The 21,083-nt window shown below is 43.5% G+C and carries 17 protein-coding genes; 12 read left to right on the forward strand and 5 right to left on the reverse strand.

Annotated features, from left to right (window positions below):
• The first annotated feature begins 33 nt into the window (after window positions 1-33).
• The 5 genes from J6836_RS19680 to arnT all read left to right on the forward strand — a co-directional run bounded on the left by J6836_RS19680 (window position 34) and on the right by arnT (window position 7,285).
• Complete coding sequence (locus tag J6836_RS19680; RefSeq protein ID WP_219245525.1) at window positions 34-492, forward strand: regulatory protein RecX; 459 nt, start codon at window positions 34-36, stop codon at window positions 490-492.
• Window positions 493-782: 290 nt separating this feature from the next.
• Window positions 783-2,141: an anaerobic C4-dicarboxylate transporter DcuC gene (gene dcuC / locus J6836_RS19685; protein ID WP_219245526.1), complete on the forward strand. Its 1,359-nt coding sequence runs from the start codon at window positions 783-785 to the stop codon at window positions 2,139-2,141.
• 276 nt (window positions 2,142-2,417) lie between these two features.
• Window positions 2,418-3,677 (forward strand): aromatic amino acid transport family protein, encoded by a 1,260-nt coding sequence (locus J6836_RS19690; protein WP_219245527.1) that lies wholly within the window; start codon window positions 2,418-2,420, stop codon window positions 3,675-3,677.
• Between the two features lie 299 nt (window positions 3,678-3,976).
• The gene (locus J6836_RS19695; RefSeq protein WP_219245528.1) at window positions 3,977-5,251 is read left to right on the forward strand and encodes a bifunctional O-acetylhomoserine aminocarboxypropyltransferase/cysteine synthase; all 1,275 of its coding nucleotides are present in this window, start codon (window positions 3,977-3,979) and stop codon (window positions 5,249-5,251) included.
• Window positions 5,252-5,641: 390 nt separating this feature from the next.
• Window positions 5,642-7,285 carry a lipid IV(A) 4-amino-4-deoxy-L-arabinosyltransferase gene (gene arnT / locus J6836_RS19700; protein ID WP_219245529.1) on the forward strand — a complete coding sequence of 548 codons (1,644 nt, stop codon included), beginning with the start codon at window positions 5,642-5,644 and terminating at the stop codon, window positions 7,283-7,285.
• Between the two features lie 60 nt (window positions 7,286-7,345).
• Here the strand turns inward: arnT and J6836_RS19705 are convergent, their stop codons facing one another.
• From J6836_RS19705 to J6836_RS19720, 4 genes are read right to left on the reverse strand one after another with little or no spacing between them, the layout of a single operon-like run.
• Entirely contained in the window at window positions 7,346-7,519 is a 174-nt protein-coding gene (locus J6836_RS19705) for a hypothetical protein (protein WP_219245530.1), read from the reverse strand.
• Complete coding sequence (locus J6836_RS19710; RefSeq protein WP_219245531.1) at window positions 7,516-10,620, reverse strand: MexW/MexI family multidrug efflux RND transporter permease subunit; 3,105 nt, start codon at window positions 10,618-10,620, stop codon at window positions 7,516-7,518. The genes J6836_RS19705 and J6836_RS19710 overlap by 4 nt, the downstream gene beginning before the upstream one ends.
• A 9-nt stretch (window positions 10,621-10,629) precedes the next feature.
• Complete coding sequence (locus J6836_RS19715) at window positions 10,630-11,739, reverse strand: efflux RND transporter periplasmic adaptor subunit (RefSeq protein WP_219245532.1); 1,110 nt, start codon at window positions 11,737-11,739, stop codon at window positions 10,630-10,632.
• 12 nt (window positions 11,740-11,751) lie between these two features.
• On the reverse strand, window positions 11,752-12,180 hold the full coding sequence (locus J6836_RS19720) for a DoxX family protein (RefSeq protein ID WP_219245533.1): 429 nt from the start codon (window positions 12,178-12,180) through the stop codon (window positions 11,752-11,754).
• Between the two features lie 100 nt (window positions 12,181-12,280).
• Between J6836_RS19720 and soxR the strand changes: the two genes are divergently transcribed.
• The 7 genes from soxR (at window position 12,281) to J6836_RS19755 (ending at window position 19,011) form a co-directional block, all read left to right on the forward strand.
• Window positions 12,281-12,778 (forward strand): redox-sensitive transcriptional activator SoxR, encoded by a 498-nt coding sequence (gene soxR / locus J6836_RS19725; RefSeq protein ID WP_255586269.1) that lies wholly within the window; start codon window positions 12,281-12,283, stop codon window positions 12,776-12,778.
• Between the two features lie 236 nt (window positions 12,779-13,014).
• Window positions 13,015-13,800, forward strand: a complete 786-nt coding sequence (locus J6836_RS19730) for an SDR family oxidoreductase (protein WP_219245534.1) — start codon at window positions 13,015-13,017, stop codon at window positions 13,798-13,800.
• Window positions 13,801-13,832: 32 nt separating this feature from the next.
• Entirely contained in the window at window positions 13,833-15,077 is a 1,245-nt protein-coding gene (locus J6836_RS19735) for a styrene monooxygenase/indole monooxygenase family protein (protein ID WP_219245535.1), read from the forward strand.
• 15 nt (window positions 15,078-15,092) lie between these two features.
• The gene (locus J6836_RS19740; protein WP_255586270.1) at window positions 15,093-15,635 is read left to right on the forward strand and encodes a flavin reductase family protein; all 543 of its coding nucleotides are present in this window, start codon (window positions 15,093-15,095) and stop codon (window positions 15,633-15,635) included.
• A 10-nt stretch (window positions 15,636-15,645) separates the two neighbouring features.
• Window positions 15,646-16,428 (forward strand): cyclase family protein, encoded by a 783-nt coding sequence (locus J6836_RS19745; RefSeq protein ID WP_219245536.1) that lies wholly within the window; start codon window positions 15,646-15,648, stop codon window positions 16,426-16,428.
• Window positions 16,429-16,431: 3 nt separating this feature from the next.
• Window positions 16,432-18,036 carry a phytoene desaturase family protein gene (locus J6836_RS19750; RefSeq protein ID WP_219245537.1) on the forward strand — a complete coding sequence of 535 codons (1,605 nt, stop codon included), beginning with the start codon at window positions 16,432-16,434 and terminating at the stop codon, window positions 18,034-18,036.
• 78 nt (window positions 18,037-18,114) lie between these two features.
• Window positions 18,115-19,011: a SphA family protein gene (locus J6836_RS19755; protein WP_219245538.1), complete on the forward strand. Its 897-nt coding sequence runs from the start codon at window positions 18,115-18,117 to the stop codon at window positions 19,009-19,011.
• A 584-nt stretch (window positions 19,012-19,595) separates the two neighbouring features.
• Here J6836_RS19755 and J6836_RS19760 read toward each other — a convergent pair.
• Window positions 19,596-20,603 carry an AraC family transcriptional regulator gene (locus tag J6836_RS19760; RefSeq protein ID WP_219245539.1) on the reverse strand — a complete coding sequence of 336 codons (1,008 nt, stop codon included), beginning with the start codon at window positions 20,601-20,603 and terminating at the stop codon, window positions 19,596-19,598.
• Between the last annotated feature and the right edge of the window lie 480 nt (window positions 20,604-21,083).

The following is a 21,083-nucleotide window of genomic DNA, read 5'->3' on the forward strand; positions in this document are numbered from 1 at the left end:
ATGCGCCCACTTTACTGTTAAAAGCTTAATTTCATGAATGAATCTGACCTCTACCAATACGCTCTGTTTATGCTTTCACGTCGTGATTATGGAAAAGCCGAGTTATTTGCTCGGATGAAACGGCGCATGTACGAAAAAAATGACGGTATTATCGACGAAACCTTAATTGAACGGGTATTGGAAAGGCTAAGCGATCAACATTTTCTGGATGATAATCGCGTCGTTGCCTTATTGCTGCAAGGCTATATACGCAAAGGTTATGGGCCGTTACGCATCAAACAAGAAATGCGCCAAAAGGGTTTCCCGCAAACACTTGTCGATCAACATTTTGCCAATATCGACGTGGATTGGTTTGAAAAAGCCGCCGAGGTGCGCAGCAAAAAGTTTGGCGATGACCTACCCGATGATTTTAAAGAGAAAAGTAAGCAAATTCGTTACCTGCAATATCGTGGTTTTTTTGGTGATATGATTTACGAACTTTTTAATAGGTAAAATTACGTATGCTTATCAGTGGTAATAAACTTAAATGCTGTTAAGGCGGCTTATTGTGCTAAGCATTTCCTTATTAATAAAAGCCTTATCCTCCGTTGTTCAAAGAATCATCGATAAATTCAACTGCCAACTCGATTAGTTAAAAGATTTATTATTTATTTCTCTTGTGTTTTTACGCATTTCTATATTAAAAAACATCTTCTGACATGATCATTGTCAGTGAATTTTGCTTAACTATTAGGCAGAGTAATTTTTTTATAATTACAAAATAAGACAGGCAGGTGAAACAAATGATTGAGCTCTTAATCGGCGTCATTGTCGCCATTGGAGTTGGGCGTTATATCATAAAAGGGTATTCGGCAACGGGTGTGTTAATGACCGGTGGTATTTTACTGCTGATCATTACCGCGATTATGGGGAAAAGTATTCTACCAGGTTCTGTACCAACGACGGGGTGGCGTGTAACAGACATTTTGGAATACATTAAATTCCTCCTCATGAGCCGAGGCGGTGACCTTGGAATGATGATCATGGTGTTATGTGGGTTTGCGTCGTATATGACTCACATTGGTGCCAACGATGTGGTGGTGAAAATCGCCTCAAAACCATTGAAAATGATCAACTCACCCTACTTATTAATGGTAGCGGCTTATATTGTGGCATGTTTGATGTCACTGGCGGTTTCATCCGCAACGGGTTTAGGGGTGCTGTTAATGGCAACCTTGTTCCCTGTGATGGTAAACGTCGGGATTAGCCGCGGTGCTGCTGCTGCAATTTGTGCTTCACCTGCGGCGATTATCTTGGCGCCTACATCGGGTGACGTGATTTTGGCAGCGAAAGCCGCGGAAATGCCATTAATTGATTTTGCTTTTAAAACGACATTACCGATCTCCATCGCGGCGATTGTGGCAATGTCGATTGCACATTTCTTCTGGCAACGTTACCTCGACAGAAAAGAGCACGTGAAAACAGAAATGTTAGATGTGAATGAAATCAAAACCCATGCACCTTCTTTTTATGCCATCTTACCCTTCACGCCAATTATTGGTGTGTTAGTGTTTGATGGTAAATGGGCACCTGAACTGCACATTGTCACAATTATTGTTGGCTGTATTATTTTAGCGGCAATCATTGAGTTTTTGCGTAGTTTCAGTGCTAAACACGTCTATGGCGGTTTAGAAGTTTGCTATAAAGGTATGGCAGATGCATTTGCGACCGTGGTGATGCTATTAGTGGCTGCGGGCGTATTTGCACAAGGTTTAAGCACCATCGGCTTTATTTCAGGGCTGATTAACCTTGCTCAATCCTTTGGTTCAGGTGCTATCGTGATGATGATTGCATTAGTGATCATCACTATGTTAGCCGCGATGACAACGGGTTCAGGTAATGCCCCATTCTACGCTTTCGTGGAATTGATCCCACACTTAGCAAAACAAATGGGTGTTAACCCAGCTTACTTGGTTATTCCTATGCTACAAGCATCAAACTTGGGTCGTACTTTATCCCCAGTTTCAGGTGTTGTGGTTGCGGTTTCAGGTATGGCGAAAATTTCACCGTTTGAAGTGGTGAAAAGAACGTCTGTGCCAGTATTAGTGGGCTTGGTTGTCGTGGTTATCGCCACTGAGATTTTAGTTCCTATCTATCTATAAATTATTAATTGTTTTTATCAATGGCTGGGTTAATGACCCAGCCATTTTGTTATTGCACATAAAATTAAATGCTTTATATATAAAAAATATTATTTCAATAACATGGAAAAATATTTTTTAGCAGAATAATGACAATACATTTTCTTGTTTAACGTTATTAACGAGATCTACGCCAAAAAGTTGAGCGAAATAAATCGATTAAATTAGGTACTGGTACGCATTTAATGCAGAATCTGCTCATCTTTTTACAATAACGTTAATGATGAAAATTACATAATGAGCACAATAGAAAAAATTGCGACTGCAACAGATAAACCAGCAAGTAAATGGACGTATAAAGATTTTACTTGGGTACTTTCTTTATTTGGCACAGCGGTTGGCGCAGGGGTTTTATTTCTCCCTATTAAAGCAGGCGCTGGCGGTTTTTGGCCGTTAGTTGTCTTGGCAGTAATTGCAACACCTATGATTTGGCTCGCGCATAAAGGGCTTGCACGTTTTGTTCTATCGTCTAAAAATCCAAACGCGGATATTACCGATACAGTTGAAGAGCATTTCGGTAAAACAGGCGCAAATATTATTACCTTTGCTTATTTCTTTGCGATTTACCCAATCGTATTAATTTATGGTGTTGGTATCACTAATACCGTCGATTCTTTCTTAGTGAATCAAATAGGTATGGACCCACTTCCTCGCTGGTTGCTCTCTGGGGTCTTGATTGCAGCGATGACGGCGGGTGTGGTTTTCGGCCGTGATTTAATGCTAAAACTGACCTCCCTCATGGTTTATCCACTGGTATTCATTTTATTAGCGCTGTCTTTGTATCTAATCCCGGAATGGAATATGTCAATGCTAGAAGTTGCACCTGATTGGAGCGCAATGCCAGTGGTGGTGTGGATGGCTATCCCATTGATTGTATTCTCATTTAACCACAGCCCAATCATTAGCCAATTTACTAAAGACCAACGCCAACAATTTGGTGATAAAGCGATTATTAAAACGGATATGATCACGGGTGGCGCAGCATTGATGCTCACAGGTTTCGTGATGTTCTTTGTCTTCTCTGTGGTGTTATCGTTGAGCCCAGCAGAATTGACGGTCGCGAAGGAGCAAAATATCAGTGTGTTATCGCACATTGCGAATATTAACCCTTCCCCGATTCTGTCCTATTTAGGCCCAATTGTTGCTTTTGCTGCCATCGTATCAAGCTACTTTGGTCACTTCTTAGGGGCACACGAAGGCTTAGTTGGCTTAATCAAATCACGTTCTTCTTTCTCACTGAAGAAAATTGAAATGGCGTCAATGCTGTTTATTGTGATCACCACATGGATTGTCACTATTCGTAACCCAAGCATTTTAGGCATGATTGAAACGATGGGGGCACCAATGATTGCCGCTATCCTATTCATTCTCCCTGTGGTGTCGATGAATATTATTCCTGCAATGAAGAAATTTAGCACCTCAAAACTGGCGCAAATTTTTACGTTTATTTGCGGGTTAGCGTCAATTACGTCGGTTATTTACGGCGCGTTCCTGTAAATTACTGAGAAAATAATGCGTGGGCAAAGCCACTGCCTTAACGGGTGGTGGCTTTTTTTATATCAATAGGCAATAGGTTATAAGTATCGACATTGATATAACCTGATAGTTAAGCTGAATAGAATGAAAATCACGCATAGTTATAACTAAAGGAACTAACTGATATGAAATAATTTCAAGTTCAGATAGTTGTCTACCGAAGAGTCTTAGGTAATATCTAGTGTCAACACAGCATCAAACCTCTTATTAGATATCTAATCTGGCAGTGTTTTTCCAGTGCATCATAACAAGGATAACAAATGAAATTAGAAACATTATCGATTCACGCCGGCTACTCTCCAGACCCGACAACGAAGTCTGTCGCCGTTCCGATTTATCAAACCACCTCGTATGCTTTTGATGATACGCAACATGGCGCTGACCTGTTCGATTTAAAGGTCGCGGGTAATATTTACACGCGAATTATGAACCCGACCAATGATGTGTTGGAAAAACGTGTTGCTGCACTGGAAGGCGGTGTCGCAGGTCTAGCGGTTGCCTCTGGCATGGCAGCGATTACTTACGCGATTCAAACCATTGCTCAAGCTGGAGATAACATTGTTTCCGTTGCAAAACTGTATGGCGGAACCTATAACTTGTTAGCTCACGCTTTACCTCGCTTAGGCATCGAAACCCGTTTTGCTGAACATGATGATTTAGCCGCATTAGAAGCGTTGATTGATGAAAAAACCCGTGCGGTTTTTTGTGAGTCTATTTCGAACCCTGCTGGGTTTATCGTTGATATTGCTGCGTTGGCGGAAGTTGCCCACCGCCATGGTGTACCGCTAATTGTGGATAATACTGTTGCGACACCATATTTATGCCGACCTTTTGAACATGGTGCGGATATTGTTGTGCACTCATTGACTAAGTATATCGGTGGTCATGGCACATCACTGGGCGGTATGGTCATTGACTCAGGGAAATTCCCATGGACGCAATACCCAAATCGTTTCTCACTCTTGATTGAGCCAGATGTGGCCTACCATGGTGTGAGCTATACCGAACACTTTGGTGCAGCGGCCTTTATTGCCCGTTGCCGTGTCGCACCGTTACGCGGAACGGGGGCGGCGTTGTCACCATTTAATGCCTTCTTAATTTTACAAGGTTTAGAAACTCTAGCGCTAAGAATGGATAGACACACAGAAAATGCGCTAAAAGTGGCGAACTTCCTTGAAAAACACCCGCAAGTGGAATGGGTCAAATATGCAGGGCTACCAAGCAACCCAGAACACGCGTTAGCGCAAAAATACATGAATGGTAAACCCGCCAGTATCATGTCATTTGGTATTAAAGGTGGTCAGGAAGCGGGAGCACGCTTTATTGATGCGTTGCAACTGATTGTTCGACTAGTGAATATTGGTGATGCGAAGTCACTAGCTTGCCACCCCGCATCGACAACTCACCGCCAATTGAATGATGCAGAGCTTGCACAAGCAGGGGTTTCACGGGATATGATCCGCTTATCGATTGGGATTGAGCATATCGACGATATCCTCGCAGACCTTGAGCAAGCGTTAATTGCTGCAAAATAATCGTTAGCTGCTATCAATAAAAACCAGTGATGGGTAATGGCCATGGCTGGTTTTTTCGTTGGGGCGTAAATAAAAATGATCCTATTTTGATTTTAAATACTAAGAATTAATTAATTTTTAATATTTATAGCATACCGTTATGGAGTGAACTATTGTTTATATAATCAGTCTTAACACGTAATTTTTATCTCTTTTTTGATAATGAATGAAATAGGGTATTCATTTATTGATTGTTTATAAACAGCAATGAGAAAGTCGTGTAATTATTGATTTGTTTATGTGGGGTTTAATTGTCGCAATGATAATAGCCTAATAAAGAAGGATGAGCGTTGCTTTCATGCTAACAGCTTAAAAATATTAAATATTAATAACAAGAATGGTTGAGATGAGATGATTATGGCAAATAATAAAATTGCCTGCCTTAAGTGGTGCCTGCTATTTGTATTTATTGTTGCAACCTATTTTTTACCGTTAAACGGGCGGCTGTTGTGGCAACCCGATGAACTCCGTTATGCTGAAATTAGCCGTGAATTAATCATCAGTTATAATTGGAGTGTGCCAGAACTGCTGGATGTTCGTTATTTCGAAAAACCGATTTTTGGTTACTGGGTTGGCGCTGTTTTCCAAATTTTATTTGGTGAAAATAACGTTTCTGTTCGTCTTGGTGTTGTATTTAGTACACTAATCAGTGGATTATTTGTTTATCTTAGCGCCAAAATGGCGTGGAAGAACCCACGTATCGCCTTTAATGCTACGTTTATTTACCTCTCTATGTTGATGGTGTTTACCATTGGCACTTATAACATTCTTGACCCTATCGTGACCGCATTTATTACCATGGTCATTTTCTTTTTCCAATGGGGGCTGACCACTAAGCGGTTTTCTCATCAACTCTTAGCATATATTTTACTGGGGGTGGCTTGCGGTTTAGGGGTATTGACGAAAGGATTTTTAGTTTTAGTTTTACCCGTATTAGTGTGCTCGATTGCAGGGATTTATTTCAAAAAATTTAAAGAAGTCTTTGTTTTTTCATTTGTTTCTATTTTCACGGCTTTTTTGGTTTGCTTGCCATGGGCATTTGTGATTGCCAGCCGTGAACCTGATTTCTGGCGTTATTTCTTTTGGGTTGAACATATTCAACGGTTTATGGCAAATAACGCCCAAAACAAATCCCCATTTTGGTTTTATATTCCTATCATGATGGCGGCAGTCTTGCCGTGGTTAGGCTACTTATTTGGCGCTTTGCGTCAAGCATGGCAGCAAAAAGGGATGCATATCTATTTTTTATTATGGTTCCTTGCACCGTTTGTCTTTTTTAGTATCACGAAAGGCAAACTGCTTACCTATATCTTGCCGTGTATTGCACCCGTTGCGATCTTAATGGCAGCGTATATTGAAAAAATCCTAACAGAGAAAAGAACACTCGCTATCCGTGCAAACGCGGTGATCAATATGGTAATTGGTGGGCTTGCTGCGGGTGTAATTATTGCCTCGCCTTATATTCCTAAATTTAATCTTTATCAAGCTGATGAAAGTCATAAATTATGGCTGGCGGCAGGGGCATTTATTTTTTGGCTGGTAGTGGCTGCCATTTCCATGAAGCAGCGGTTTTGGTATTTAGCCGCGGTGTGTACAGTGGCTATTAGCTTAAGTGTGGGCCATGTGATCCCAAATTATGTGGCAAGCAATAATACACCTCAGAAGTTGATCACCAAGTATTACAATCAACTGGAAAATAAATCAGTATTATTGACCAACAATGTCGGTTTAGGCACGGCGCTGGCTTGGGTACTAAAACGCAGTGATATTACGATGTTGCATCAAACAGGGGAGTTAGGCTATGGGCTAGAATATCCTGATGCGGCAAACCGTTTTTACAGCTTAGGCCAATTACCTGCATTGTTGGAAAGTCATCAATACAAAAATGTGGCGGTGGTGGTAGAAAGTTCGAAACATGAACTGATTGATGCGCTTCCTGGCAACCCGATAATTATCCGCGAGGGTAATCTGGTTTTAGCCTTCTACGAAGGGTAAAAGATAAAAAACCGCATAATTCAGTCTGGATTATGCGGTTTTGTTTGAAAGAAAAGCCAACTAACGAGTTGGTTTAGTCGAAATTATTTCATTATCTTCCGTGCTGTTCTTTTCTGTGTTAGCGGATAAACCGTGGTAAATTAATAGCATTGCCATACTGTTACTCATTGCATTCATCTCTACAACATTAGCTGTCTGGCGATTATTTTGCGTGTTTATTACGGTATTTCTCATTGTGAAGTCTCCTGAGTTTCTTTGATCAGGCGATTAGCTTCAGCAAGCTCATAACGCCTTGGTGTCAATGCAGTAGCACTGTGATTACGGGCTAATAATGAATAAATGGTTGGCAAAACAAACAGTGTAAACAGTGTTCCCACTAACATCCCAGTGACAATGACTAATCCGAGGCCAAAGCGGCTATTTGCACCAGCTCCCGTGGCGAATAACAATGGAACTAAGCCAATCACCATCGCCGCTGTCGTCATCAAAATTGGGCGTAAACGAATTTGCGCTGCTTTTAAAATGGCATGACGGCGGTCTAATCCTTCATTTGCCTGTAATTCATTAGCAAATTCCACCATCAATATTCCATGCTTACTGATTAAGCCTATCAAGGTGACAAGGCCGATTTGGGTATAAATATTCAATGTGGCATACCCCAAGGCGAGAGGGATTAGCGCCCCGCAAATCGACAATGGGACGGTAATAAGAATGATCAGCGGGTCGACCAAACTTTCATATTGCGCTGCGAGCACTAAATAAATAATGATGAGCGCCGCCATAAAGGCAAAGGCGAGGGTGTTACCTTCTTGTTTATATTGGCGCGAATCGGATTGCCAGTCATGGCTAAAGCCGGCTGGTAGTTCATTGGCTATGTTATCAAGGTAAGCGACGGCCTGCCCCAATGTTACGCCAGGGGCCGGAATAGCTTGGAAAATTGCTGCATTTTGTTGGTTAAATTGCGTCAGTTTGTTCGGTTCAACCTGCGTATGGATATCCACGACCGTAGACAACGGGATCATCGTGCCTGTTTCGGCTTTCACATAGTGGCGGGAAAGCGCTTCAGGTGTCAATCGCTGACTACGCATACTTTGTGGGATCACATCGTAAGAACGGCCATCCATCCCAAAGCGGTTAATGTAGTTTTCGCCGACTAATAAGGTCAAGGATTCACCAATATCTTGCATGCGAATGCCTAAGCTATTGGCTTTGGAGCGGTTAATTCGTACTTCAACCACAGGGTTGTTATAGTCGAGGTCACTGTCCACGACCATAAATAAGCCGCTTTCTCGTGCTTGTTGCTTGATTTCCTCCATAGTTTTATACAGCACCGAGTAATCTTGCGGGCTTCGTAGCACCATCTGAATCGGTAATCCCCCAGTGGAACCGGGTAATGCAGGTAATTGGAAAACAAAAATACTGTTTCCCTCGACATCGCCAACACGCCCTTGTAAATCCGCTTGAATGGCAGAAGCGGGTCTATCCCGTTCTTCCCAAGAAGACAAGTTGGTTCCCCCAAAACTGGCGGAAGGGCCATCAGTTCCGTTAATAATCCACGTACTTTCGGTCTCAGGTAATTCCATGAAAACATCATGCAATTTACGAGAAAACCGTTCGACATACTCAAGGTTGGCATGTTGTGGGGATTTAATCGCGGTTAACACGCTCGATTGGTCTTCAACAGGGGCCAATTCGCGTGGGGCGGATTGGTAAAGCATGGGCAAGCTGACAAATACTGCCACGGCAATTACACCCGTTATCCAACGGTTTTTTAACGAAAAATTCAATAAAAAGGTGTAATAGTGTGCCAGTGTGGTGAAGAATTTTTCCGCCATACGTGCCATGCGGCCTTCATTCTGTTTTGAGTTCAGCATAAAGGAGCTCATGACAGGGGAAAGGGTCAATGCCACGATACCAGAAACAATCACTGCACCTGCAAGGGTTAGGGCGAATTCTTTAAATAGCGCGCCCGTTAGGCCAGACATCAAACCAATCGGCGCATAAACAGCAGCTAAGGTAATGGTCATGGCGATCACGGGCCCTGCCACTTCTCGGGCACCAATTAAGGCGGCTAATACAGGGGATTTACCTTCTTCGATATGGCGATGGACGTTTTCTACTACTACGATAGCATCATCGACCACTAACCCAATTGCCAAGACCATGGCTAACAAAGTTAATAGGTTGATACTAAAGCCAAAAGCCATCATGAGAGCTGCGGCACCCAACATGGACAACGGGATCGCTAAGATAGGAATAATAACGCTGCGAATCGAGCCTAAACACAGGTAAATCACGGCAATAACAATCAGCAAAGCTTCGACTAACGTATTGATAACTTGGTCAATAGAGGCCTTAATAAACCGTGAAGTTTCAAAGGCCATCTCCACTTTTACGCCAGGTGGCAGTGTTTTATCAATATCTGGCATTAATTTATTCATGCCATCAACAATGACTAGCGGGTTACCCGTTGGGGTGGCAAATAAGCCAAGGTAAATCGCGGGCTCACCATTCATTAAACCACTGGTTTCTGTCGAGGCAGCTCCTAGCTCAATGGTTCCCACATCTTTTAAACGAACTAGCCCATTGCCATCGTTGCGGATCACCAAATCGCGGAACTCATCCACATTGGTTAAGTCGGTATTCACATAGACATTAGAAATGACATACTCGCCTTTGACTTTACCTGGTGCGGCTTGGTAGTTATTTTGGCGAACGGCTTGTGCCACATCGGCCGCTGAAAGCCCGCGCCCTGCCAGTTTGTCAGCATCAAGCCATAAGCGCATCGCGAGTTGTTGCCCACCGAATACTTGCACCTTTGCGACACCTTCGATGGAGGAATACATCGGCTCAACCACGCGAGAAATATAGTCGGTCAACGCAGGAATGGATAAATCGGTACTTGAAAACCCTATATAGGCAACCGCCGTTGATTCCCCAGAAGATAACTCAATGACAGGGTCGTACGCTTCTTTCGGCAACTTGTAGCGCACTTGGTTCACCTTTGCCATCACTTGCGTAAGGGCTTGGGTTGAGTCGCGGTTTAATTCCATACGCACGGTGACAAGGCTGCTGCCTTGTACCGAAGATGATGACAAATAATCGACGCCTTCAACCGAAGAAACTGCTTGGGCGATAGGTTGGGTAACAAACCCTTGCATCAATTTTGCCGATGCACCGGGGTATTGTGTGGTGATGGTTACTGTAGCACTTTCGAGTTGTGGATATTGGCGAATAGGTAATTTGCTCAAGGCAAATAAACCAATCAATACAATTAACGCACTGACCACTAAGGCTAAAACAGGGCGGCGTACAAAAACATCCGTAAATTTCATAGCGCCTCCTTATGAACCTTGTTCAGTCTGTGTCGCGGGTTCAGACAACGTATCTTGCGCAACTGGCGTCACCGCAGAGCCATTATTGAGGCGTAACTGGCCTGATGTGACCACTTTATCGTTAGCGCTTAACCCATGTTCAATTTCAATTTTGCCATCCCAACGTTGGCCTGTTTTGACGGAAACACGCTTGACGGTCATGGCATCGCCTTCGCCTTCTATAATAAAGACAGTGTCCCCGTAAGCGGTGTAAGTGACCGCCGTTTCAGGGATAGTGAGTACTTCATTACTGGCTTGGCGAACCACATTCACGTTGGCATACATGCCTGCTTTGAGGGTGCCATCGCTATTTTCTAATGTTGCTTGCAGCGCAACGGTACGTGACTTACCAATGAGTGGGTCAATAGCGGTGATGCGAGCAGGGAAGGTTTTATTTGGGTAGGCATCCACCGTAACATCAACCACTTGTCCTTGGTGCAACTCTGGGGACGCTTGCTCATCTAATGAGAAATTCAGCTTTAATGTTTTGGTATCGACCAAACTTGCAATGGTTTCACCGGGGGTTAAATACTGCCCTTCATGCACTTGGCGAATACCAATCGTGCCATCAAAAGGCGCGCGAATGGTTTTTTGCGCAATGAGTGCTTGAGTTTGGCGAATGAGCCCTTGGGCAATATCGCGTTCTGCACGTGTGCTATCGACTTGCGCTTCCGCCACTAAATGTTGCGCGGATAACGAACTTGTTCTTTGGTACAAGCGTGCCGCATTGCGCATTTGCGCTTGGTAGCGAGATAAATCGGCTTGCTCCACTGCATCATTGAGCTGCACTAAAATTTGGCCTTTTTTAACCTGCTGGCCAGATTCAAAGGCAATTTTGGTAATGCGGCCATTTGTTTCTGCGGCCACCTGCACTTGGCTACCCGCTTCCAATTCCCCGACACCATAAAACGTTCGTGGCGCGGTATCTAAATTGACCGAAGCAAGAGCAACTTTGGTTGGTGGGTAATTGTAAGCGGCTTTTTCTCCTTCATCATTTTGTGCGTAAGTCGAATAAATGGCGCTACCGCCCCCTGCTGCGATCAAAATAGTACACAGTGTGATTATTGTTTTTTTACTCATTTAATTTTCCTTCTATTTCTGCGTTTTCAGCACGAAATAAAGACGGCGAAAATGCCCTGCAATTGCCACCGCCATTAACCCACCAATGACGGCAATATGTTCAATAGCCCAAAACATGGCGATTTGTGCTTGCTCCCCCGTGTAACTCCAAAAAGTGTGCACAATCACAATGGTGAGAAACAAAAAGACGGCAAGCGCCCCAGTTGCAAGCCATAACAAGCGGTTAAGTAACACGAGAACCGAACCAATCAGCATCACGGCGGCAGAGGCAATATTGAAGAACCAATCTGGATGCAGGCCAGCCGCACGCATTTCTGCGAGACTATTTTCATAGTTAAGCAATTTGGCTAACCCAGATGAAATAAATAAAACCAAGATTAGTAAGCGAGCAATAAACCATAAGCTATTGCTTTCTAACATTTTGGCGATCACCAATGGCATGAACCTATCCCTCTTTCAAAAAATAACGTCAATTGACAAAGACACAGGGCCGCACTATAAAACCTTAAGTTAAGTTGAGGTCAAGCAAAGGTAAGCAAAAATGGCAGATAAAGACACAAAAGCGATAAAACCCCACAAAAATGGGGAAATAAATATTGATCCTACAAGGGCTTTAACCGTCGGTGAGGTGGCTAAACGAGCAGGTGTAGCGGTTTCAACCGTACATTTTTATGAGTCAAAAGGGCTCATTCAGAGTACCCGTACACACGGTAATCAGCGACGGTTTCCCACAGTTGTTTTACGTTATATTGCCATTATTAAAGTCGCGCAAAGTACAGGTATTCCATTACAAGAAATCCAAGAGGCATTAGGCCGCTTCCCAGCAAATAGCGCGCTGACATCGGAACAGTGGAAAGAGATGTCCACCCAATGGCGTGTTTCGTTAGATAAACGTATTCGGCAGCTTACGCGTTTACGTAATGAATTGGATAACTGCATTGGTTGCGGCTGCTTATCGTTAAGTGATTGCCCGTTACGTAACCCTGATGACGTATTAGGGAAAAAAGGCCCGGGCGCCCGAATTTTAGAGCGGCCTTAAATAACCATAAAACGACTTCCAGCTATAAGTCACACTTTTCATTTTTTGGATAGCTGCTGCGAAAAGTGGCTATTTCCCTTCATATATCATCGCCTTATTGACTAAATTGCCGCACTGGGTGGATATTTTTTGCGCCCAGCGGCTACAGCTTTTCGCTCATTCTGCGTAATTATCAATCATGTTAATTTTTTGTGAATTCATTGTAATGAAATGAGAGCGAAAAGAGGGCGTCAAAGATGAAAGGTTTGAATAACAAAATTGCAATTGTGACTGGGGGCGCGACCAAAATCGGTGCAACAGTGGCAAAAGTGCTGAGCAGTTATGGTGTTAAAGTCACTATTTTTGATATTGACGCCGCCAATGGTGAAAAAGTCGCACAAAGTGAGCCAAATATTGATTTCTTACCTGTGGATATCACTGACGACCAACAACTTAAACAGGGTATTGACCGTGTTGCGCAAAAGTATGGGCAACTCGATTTTTTGGTTAATCTGGCCGCAACTTACCTTGACGAAGGCCAGTCATCTTCACGGCAAGACTGGCTAACTGCGTTAAATATCAACGTGGTGAGTGCTGTTATGGCTGCGCAATTTGCTAAAACACACTTTGTGAAAGCGGGTAAAGGTGCCATCGTCAACTTTACCAGCATTTCGTCTTCAGTTGCCCAAACGGGTCGTTGGCTCTACCCCGCATCTAAAGCCACCATGTTGGAAGTCACTCGCAGCCAAGCGATGGATTATGCCGATGACGGTATTCGTGTGAATTCTGTTTCCCCCGGTTGGACATGGTCCCGTGTGATGGATGAAATCACCGGTGGTGACCGCCAAAAAACAGACCGTGTTGCCGCGGATTATCACTTACTAAAACGCGTGGGCGACCCTGAAGAGGTGGCTCAAGTTGTTGCGTTCCTTCTTTCTGATCTGGCGAGTTTCGTGACTGGCGCAGATTACGCTGTTGATGGCGGTTACTCCGCTATGGGGCCTGAACAGGCTAAACCTGCAATTCCCCGTCTTGCACAATAAGACACCATTTAAACGTTACAGAGGAAAATACTATGCGTCGTATTGCTATCGTAGGTGGTGGTCAAGCGGGTATGCCGTTGGCTTTAGGTCTGTTAGATAAAGGCTATGAAGTGACTGTTGCCACAAACCGCACTCCGGATGATGTTAAAAATGGCCGCGTGATGTCGAGCCAATGCATGTTTGATATTTCGCTGCAATTTGAGCGTGATTTAGGGATTAACTTTTGGGAAGACAAATGCCCGCCTGTTGAAGGCATTGGTTTTACTGTTCCTCATCCTGAAAAAGCGGGTGAAAAAGCGATTTCTTGGCGTTCGCGCCTAGATAACTATGCGCAAGCTGTCGATCAGCGCATCAAAATGCCGTATTGGATGGAGCTGTTTGCGGCACGTGGTGGCAATTTGCGTATTGAAGATGTTGGTGTTGCAGAGCTGGAGCGTTTGGCAGAAACCCATGACCTTGTTGTGCTGGCGGGTGGCAAAGGGGAAATTGTTAAGCTGCTTGAGCGCGATGAAACACGCTCGCCATATGATAAACCTCAACGCGCCTTGGCACTGACGTATGTACACGGCATGTTGCCAACCCCTGAATACTCCCAAGTGTCGTTTAACTTGATCCCCGGTGTTGGTGAGTACTTTGTGTTCCCATCCCTGACCAACAGCGGTGATTGCCACATTATGGTTTTTGAAGGTATTCCAGGCGGCCCAATGGATCAGTGGGGCGAGGCTCGTACTCCGCAAGAGCATTTGGCATACAGTAAAAAAATCCTCAACACCTATCTACCTTGGGAAGCGGATCGTTGTCGTAATATCGAACTAACGGATGATAACGGCATCTTAGCAGGGCGCTTTGCACCAACAGTGCGCAAGCCTGTATTAACGCTGCCATCAGGTAAAATTGTTTTTGGTTTAGGGGATGCGTTAGTGACGAACGACCCATTAACAGGGCAAGGTTCGAACAACGCGACCAAGGCTTGCAAAGTTTACTATGACGCGATTTTAGCCCATGGTGATAAACCGTATACCGCCCAGTGGATGAACGACACTTTCGAACAGTTCTGGAAATATGGTCGCCATGTTGTGGAATGGACAAACTCATTATTAGCGCCACCAGAGCCACATATTCTGCATCTGTTAGGTGCAGCCCAGCAATTGCCATCCCTCGCACACACCATTGCGAACGCCTTTAACTACCCGCCAGTGCTGTTCCCATGGTGGAAAGATAGTGCGGCATGTGAGGCCTATATTCAATCACAAATGATGGAAGAAGCCCGCGCTTAACGGGGAGGATTGACTATGTCTATGATTGCAGAGGATACATTCATGTGCGAAAGGGAATGGGGTCATACCGAATTTGAATCTAAAACCTTGCGCAACTTGCTCGGGTGCTACCCAACAGGGGTCGCAATCGTGACAACACGCACCGCAGATGGCCGTGATGTGGGGTTAACCATTAACTCGTTTGCGTCGTTATCACTCGACCCGCCATTGGTTTTATGGAGTTTAGTGAATCATTCACCAAACTTAGCGGTATTTCGTGATTGCGCACATTTCACCATCAATATCTTAGGACACGGGCACCAAGAACTTGCTATGCGCTTTGCGAATCCACGCATAGAAAACAAGTTTGAAGATGTGGCTACCCATTTAACTCCTGAAGGCGTGCCTGCTCTGCATGGTGCTATTGCCACATTGGTTTGTGAAAACCATAAGCAAGACACCATCGGCGACCACTTATTGATGGTGGGGCATGTGCGTCGCATTGGCAGTGAAACAGGGAAACCGTTAGTGTTCCATGGCGGTGGCTTTACCGCTTTACATGAATCGCCATTGGCGTAGGAGAAACACCATGAATCAGCAAGCATTGATGACATTCGCGAAAGAATTACAGCAAGGCAATATTCAGGTTGTCGACCTAACACAAACCTTATCGCCATCATTCCCTGCGCTGCAATTACCTGAGCAGTTTGGGCAGGTGTGGTCGTTCAGTATGGAACAAATCTCCCGTTACGATGATAACGGCCCAGCTTGGTATTGGAATAACTTTAGCTGTGGTGAACATACTGGTACGCATTTTGATGCACCTATTCACTGGATCAGCGGCAAAGACCAAGCCAATAATACGGTTGATACCATTCCTGTTGAAAACTTTGTTGCCCCAGCCGTGGTCGTTGATGCGAGCAAAGAAGTGGCGCAAAACCCTGACTGGGTATTAACGGTCGAGTTTTTGCAAAAATGGGAAGAAAAGCACGGCAAAATCCCTAAAGCGGCGTGGGTACTTTTTAGAACCGATTGGTCGAAAAAAGCAGATGACCCAGCAGCTTATGTGAGCATGCGTGAAGATGGGGCTCACACACCGGGACCTTCTCAAGAAGCTGTTGAATGGCTTATTCATGAACGTGATGTGAAAGGGTTTGGTGTTGAAACCATCAATACTGACGCAGGGCAATCTTATAGTTGGCCTGTGCCTTATCCATGCCATACCTTAATGCATGGTAATAATAAATATGGCCTACAGTGCTTGAAAAACCTCGATAAACTACCGCCTACAGGTGTGGTAATCGTTGCGGCTCCACTGAAAATCGAAGGGGGATCAGGCAGCCCATTACGCGTCTTGGCACTAGTGGGGTGAGGTATGGCTACACTTTCTAACCCACAAGTGATCGTCGTTGGTAGCGGGATGAACTCCTTGATGTGCGCGGCTTTGTTGGCAGTGCGCGGAAAATCGGTGTTGGTGTTAGAACGAAACGACCGCTTAGGCGGTTGTATTCGGACTGAGAATTTATTTGAAGGTTATACCCATGATCTGCTTTCTTGCTGGTATTCACTGTTTGTTGGCAGCCCTGGTTATCAAGAACTAGAACCGCACCTGAAAAAGTATGGATTAGCGTTTGCCCAATGTGACTATTCAACGGGGTTAGTCCAACCTGATGGGCAGTCTATTGCACTGAAGCGGGATGTTGCTGAAGCAGCGAAACAGCTCGATCTCATTGCGCCAGGTGATGGGCTAGCATTTCGTAAAATGGCAGACAAATTATTTACCCAAGATGCGGCGCTCACCTTTGGTTTATTAGGGCAAAACCCTTATAGCAGCGGCATGTTAAAGCTGCTGTTTTCGGAATGGCGTAAACGCGGTGTCGATGGGTTATTGGATTTTGCTAAATCAGGTGTGGAAAGCTTTCGCCGCTGGTCAGAACGTGAATTGCAGCATGATTTCAGCCGTGCATTAATAGCGCCATGGGTACTTCACACAGGGTTAGGGCCTGATGAAGCGAGCTCTGCATTAATTGGCAAATTAACCTTTGCTGCCGTTGTTGCTGGTGGAATGCCTGTCGTCAAAGGTGGCAGTTATCGCATCGTTGAGGCTTTTGCGAAAGTGATTGAAGCCCATGGTGGTGAACTCAAAACGGGAATGCACGTCGAAAAAGTGGTGACGCAAGGTGAGGGGAAAAATAGCCGTGCGACTGGCGTCATCGTCAATGGACAAATGATCCAAGCCACAGAAAGTGTTGTGTGCAACGTGACCCCAACGCAGCTGTATGGCTCATTACTTGATAATGTTTCTCCCCAAGTGATGGAAAAGGTGAAAGGTTACCGCTACGGCCGTGCAGGTATGCAAATTCACTTTGCATTAAGTGCACCACCTCCTTGGTGCAACCCTGAGCTATTAAATGTCCCACTCGTTCATTTCACTGAAAGTATGGAACAGGTTTGTTTATCGGTTACACAAGCGAACAATGGTTATCTACCTGAAAAACCGACATTTGGTATTGGGCAACCTACTGCATTAGATCCCAGCCGTGTCCCCGATGGTGGGTGGATCTTATGGATCCAAATGCAAGAATTGCCAAGGCGTTTAAAAGGCGATTCAGCAGGGGAAATTACTATTCCCGATGATGGGCGGTGGAATGAGGAAGTGCGTGAAGCTGTCGCAGATAGAATTCAGCAACGTTTAGAACTGGTTATGCCTGGTTTTTCTTCGCTGATCGTAGGGCGCAAAGCCATTTCCCCAGCGGATCTGGAAAACTATAACTGTAATCTTGTTGGTGGCGATCCTTACTCAGGAACGTGTTCACCGGATCAATTCTTCTGGCTACGGCCTTTTGCGGCATCAGGCCAAACAAAAACACATCAAACAGCGGTTAAAAACCTTTTTCATATTGGCGCATCAACACATCCGGGCCCCGGTCTTGGCGGGGGTTCTGGTTACCTTGTTGCGCAAAAACTGGCAAAAAAATAGGACATAAATAAAACGCAAGGGAACTGCGAGATAACAGGCAAAGCACACACAGTAAGACAACCCACTATGGCAGGAAACATGATGAATAAAAAAACAATCAGTAAGCTTGTTGCAGGTTCGTGTCTCAGCGTACTTTCGTTTGGCGCCCTTGCGACGGAAGGGGGCGGGTTGGGTATCTATCCCGATGGGCTTGAAAACTTCATGTCGGGTGCATTACCCCCGCCCGGTGTACATGTGCTGATGTATGGTGGGAATGCGCACTATGACAGCGTTCGAGATAATAAAGGGGATAAAATCCCAGTTCCTGGATTTAGCGTGAATGTGAATGTATTGGCGCCCCGCTTAATTTGGGTAACAGATCAAAAAATATTGGGCGGCGATTTAGCTTTCCATACCATCGTGCCATTACTGGATGTCACCGCAAAAGCGGCAGGGAAAAAAGACACTAGCCGCGGGTTAGGTGACGTGACGTTCGGGCCTGCGCTGGGTTTCCACCCTTCTGCGGATTTACATTATGTGGTGGGGTTAGATGCCTATGCACCAACTGGGAAATACAGTAAAACAGACCCTTCTAGCCTAGGTAAAAACTATTGGGCATTACAGCCTGTGTGGGCGATTAGCTACATCCCCCCTGTCGGTGTGAATGCAGATTTAAAAATGATGTATGATTTTAACTTTCGCAATAACGATACGAAAACTCGATCAGGGCAAGCTTTCCACGCTGATTATGGCTTAGGTTGGGGGTTTGGCAATGGCTGGGTAGCAGGGATTGGCGGTTATGCGTTTTGGCAAACAACGGATGATAGCGGACCAAATTCTGCTCAAGGAAAAGCCCGCGCTTATTCCATCGGCCCTTCAATTCGTTACGCTAATCCACAAGGTTGGTTATTTACCGCTAAATGGGAAAAAGACTTTGAAGTGAGAAACCGTCCAGAAGGTTCACAAATTTATTTAAAAGCGTCTATTCCTTTCTAACTCTAACGATTTAATTTCATTGATTTGAAAGCACAGTATAAGAAAAATTATGCTGTGTTTTTATTTTTTAAATATATAAATGATATCCTCTGTGAATAAAAAGATAAAAATGTATATTTATATTTAAAATCAGGTTTGATTTTTAATTTCTACTACGTAAGTATTAAGTTAAATTAACTAATTTTTACTAAATATTGAAAATGTGGTTGACTTAGTTTATTAAGTGGCTATTATTTCGCTCGATTTTTTATGACCAAATGAAACGATGCTTGAATTTTCTACTTTTTATTCTTATTTTTTTATTTATTTGATTTTAATGTATTTATTTTACTCAAGTGTAATTCTCGAATATTTTAATTATTTTTATAATAGTTTTTTATTCTAAAAAATAGATGAATAAATTTTTTGAGTTTAGGGATGTGAGTCAAAAATTAACTGGAAGGCATTAATAGCGTATTTTTCATTTTTTGTCTCTATTTTAGATGCCCCCTCAATAGGTTAAATTAAAAGAGGGGGGCTTTTTTTCTTATATTTTAAATATAGGCTTAAACACAGCATATTAATAAATATATAAATTTTGGATGTTAAGCTTTTTTCATACTTTGGCTCGGTGATTCACCGTAGCGTTGTTTGTACTCAGCGCTAAAGCGGCCCATATGTGCAAACCCCCAGCGCAGTGCAACTCCAGTGACATTGGTGGCTTCTCCTGATAGCAATTCAGCACGCACACGTTCCATGCGCAAATCACGTAAATATTGCATGGGGCTAATATCTAAAAATTCTTTAAAACCCGCATATAAGCTACGTAAACTGACGCCTGCAATATGCGCTAATTGCTCAACCGTAATTGGCTCATGGGCATGAGCTTCTAAGTATTCCTGTACTCGGCGAACATGACGAGGACGAATGGTAGCTCTGCGCATGCCTGAATCTTCAGTGTAATTGTGGACATGGGTCGAAAGTAGCGTAACAGAAACCAGTTGCTCGACTTGTGTGGCAATTAATTTATGTTGCAGGAGATCCGGTGTTCGTGTGGCACATTCAATCAGGTAATTCATTAAAGTACGCCATTCAATACAGGATTGCCACGCAAAGCCCAACTCAAATACGAGCGGCTTATCGAGCGTATGCCCGAGTTGGCCAACTAACGATCTTTCTAATAAGGATCGTGAAATTCTCAACATGCATTGATCGTTATCGCTATTCCAACGCATGGTTGTTGATTCTTCAGGGCTAAGTAATGATGCCATTTGTGGTGTAGACTCTAAGCGTTTTCCACCACTTTCAATAATTGCACTGCCTGCGAGGGGCATTTGTAAAAGAAAAAAATCTTCTAGTTTTCCAGGAGCAATTGTGACATCCGCACCATAGCGTAAGCGGCTTAAGGATATATCACCCATAGGAATATAATGCATACGTGCATCAAGGCGTTGATGGGGATTGAGTAAGTGAAATTGATGCGGTTTCATCACTCGACCAACCATTGATTTTATTTCTTCAGGATCAGCTGATGTAAATAACAAACGTTCTGACGAACAGATTTGATTTTCAATCTGAGGTGCAGATGAGTGGGACCACGAGTTGCTCAACATCGGAGGTACCTCCAAAATTAATCACCAGCCATTCCCTTGTTAGGTACTGGCTTGGCTATTTTTGCTTATTATAGGTTTTCTCAATGAATTCAATTAATTATTATATTTATGACAAAAGTGGTTCAGGTTTTTATTAAGTATATTTTGTTACATTTATGATGGTGCTTAATTGTTATTTTATTAACATTTTATTAAAGTAATTTTAACTGAGTGTTAATTGAACATATCATAAACAATTTTGCTTACCTAGCTAAATATGTGCAAAAACTATCCAAAAAGTGCAGGAAATCAGAAAGAGTGTGGTTATTGTGATAGTCATAACAATATAAAAAATAAAGTTATTTTTATTTTATTTTAGTAATATATATATGATTAATCATGTTGTTGTCTCTGTTTGTATTTATGTTTTATAGTTGTTTGGTTGAATTATCTAGAATAAATAAATTTATTGAACTAAATGGCTAATCCCTTTTTTATTAT

The organism is Providencia sp. R33 (assembly GCF_019343475.1).
Classification (GTDB): domain Bacteria; phylum Pseudomonadota; class Gammaproteobacteria; order Enterobacterales; family Enterobacteriaceae; genus Providencia.

Bases quoted from the DNA above. Each gene is read 5' to 3' on its own strand.
- J6836_RS19755 (WP_219245538.1), top strand. From the start codon at position 18,115: ATGATGAATAAAAAAACAATCAGTAAGCTTGTTGCAGGTTCGTGTCTC.
- J6836_RS19735 (WP_219245535.1), top strand. From the start codon at position 13,833: ATGCGTCGTATTGCTATCGTAGGTGGTGGTCAAGCGGGTATGCCGTTG.
- J6836_RS19705 (WP_219245530.1), bottom strand. From the start codon at position 7,519: ATGAGAAATACCGTAATAAACACGCAAAATAATCGCCAGACAGCTAAT.
- J6836_RS19760 (WP_219245539.1), bottom strand. From the start codon at position 20,603: ATGTTGAGCAACTCGTGGTCCCACTCATCTGCACCTCAGATTGAAAAT.
- J6836_RS19695 (WP_219245528.1), top strand. From the start codon at position 3,977: ATGAAATTAGAAACATTATCGATTCACGCCGGCTACTCTCCAGACCCG.
- J6836_RS19715 (WP_219245532.1), bottom strand. From the start codon at position 11,739: ATGAGTAAAAAAACAATAATCACACTGTGTACTATTTTGATCGCAGCA.
- J6836_RS19745 (WP_219245536.1), top strand. From the start codon at position 15,646: ATGAATCAGCAAGCATTGATGACATTCGCGAAAGAATTACAGCAAGGC.
- J6836_RS19750 (WP_219245537.1), top strand. From the start codon at position 16,432: ATGGCTACACTTTCTAACCCACAAGTGATCGTCGTTGGTAGCGGGATG.
- J6836_RS19710 (WP_219245531.1), bottom strand. From the start codon at position 10,620: ATGAAATTTACGGATGTTTTTGTACGCCGCCCTGTTTTAGCCTTAGTG.
- J6836_RS19690 (WP_219245527.1), top strand. From the start codon at position 2,418: ATGAGCACAATAGAAAAAATTGCGACTGCAACAGATAAACCAGCAAGT.
- J6836_RS19680 (WP_219245525.1), top strand. From the start codon at position 34: ATGAATGAATCTGACCTCTACCAATACGCTCTGTTTATGCTTTCACGT.
- J6836_RS19720 (WP_219245533.1), bottom strand. From the start codon at position 12,180: ATGCCATTGGTGATCGCCAAAATGTTAGAAAGCAATAGCTTATGGTTT.
- J6836_RS19730 (WP_219245534.1), top strand. From the start codon at position 13,015: ATGAAAGGTTTGAATAACAAAATTGCAATTGTGACTGGGGGCGCGACC.
- arnT (WP_219245529.1), top strand. From the start codon at position 5,642: ATGATTATGGCAAATAATAAAATTGCCTGCCTTAAGTGGTGCCTGCTA.
- dcuC (WP_219245526.1), top strand. From the start codon at position 783: ATGATTGAGCTCTTAATCGGCGTCATTGTCGCCATTGGAGTTGGGCGT.
- soxR (WP_255586269.1), top strand. From the start codon at position 12,281: ATGGCAGATAAAGACACAAAAGCGATAAAACCCCACAAAAATGGGGAA.
- J6836_RS19740 (WP_255586270.1), top strand. From the start codon at position 15,093: ATGTCTATGATTGCAGAGGATACATTCATGTGCGAAAGGGAATGGGGT.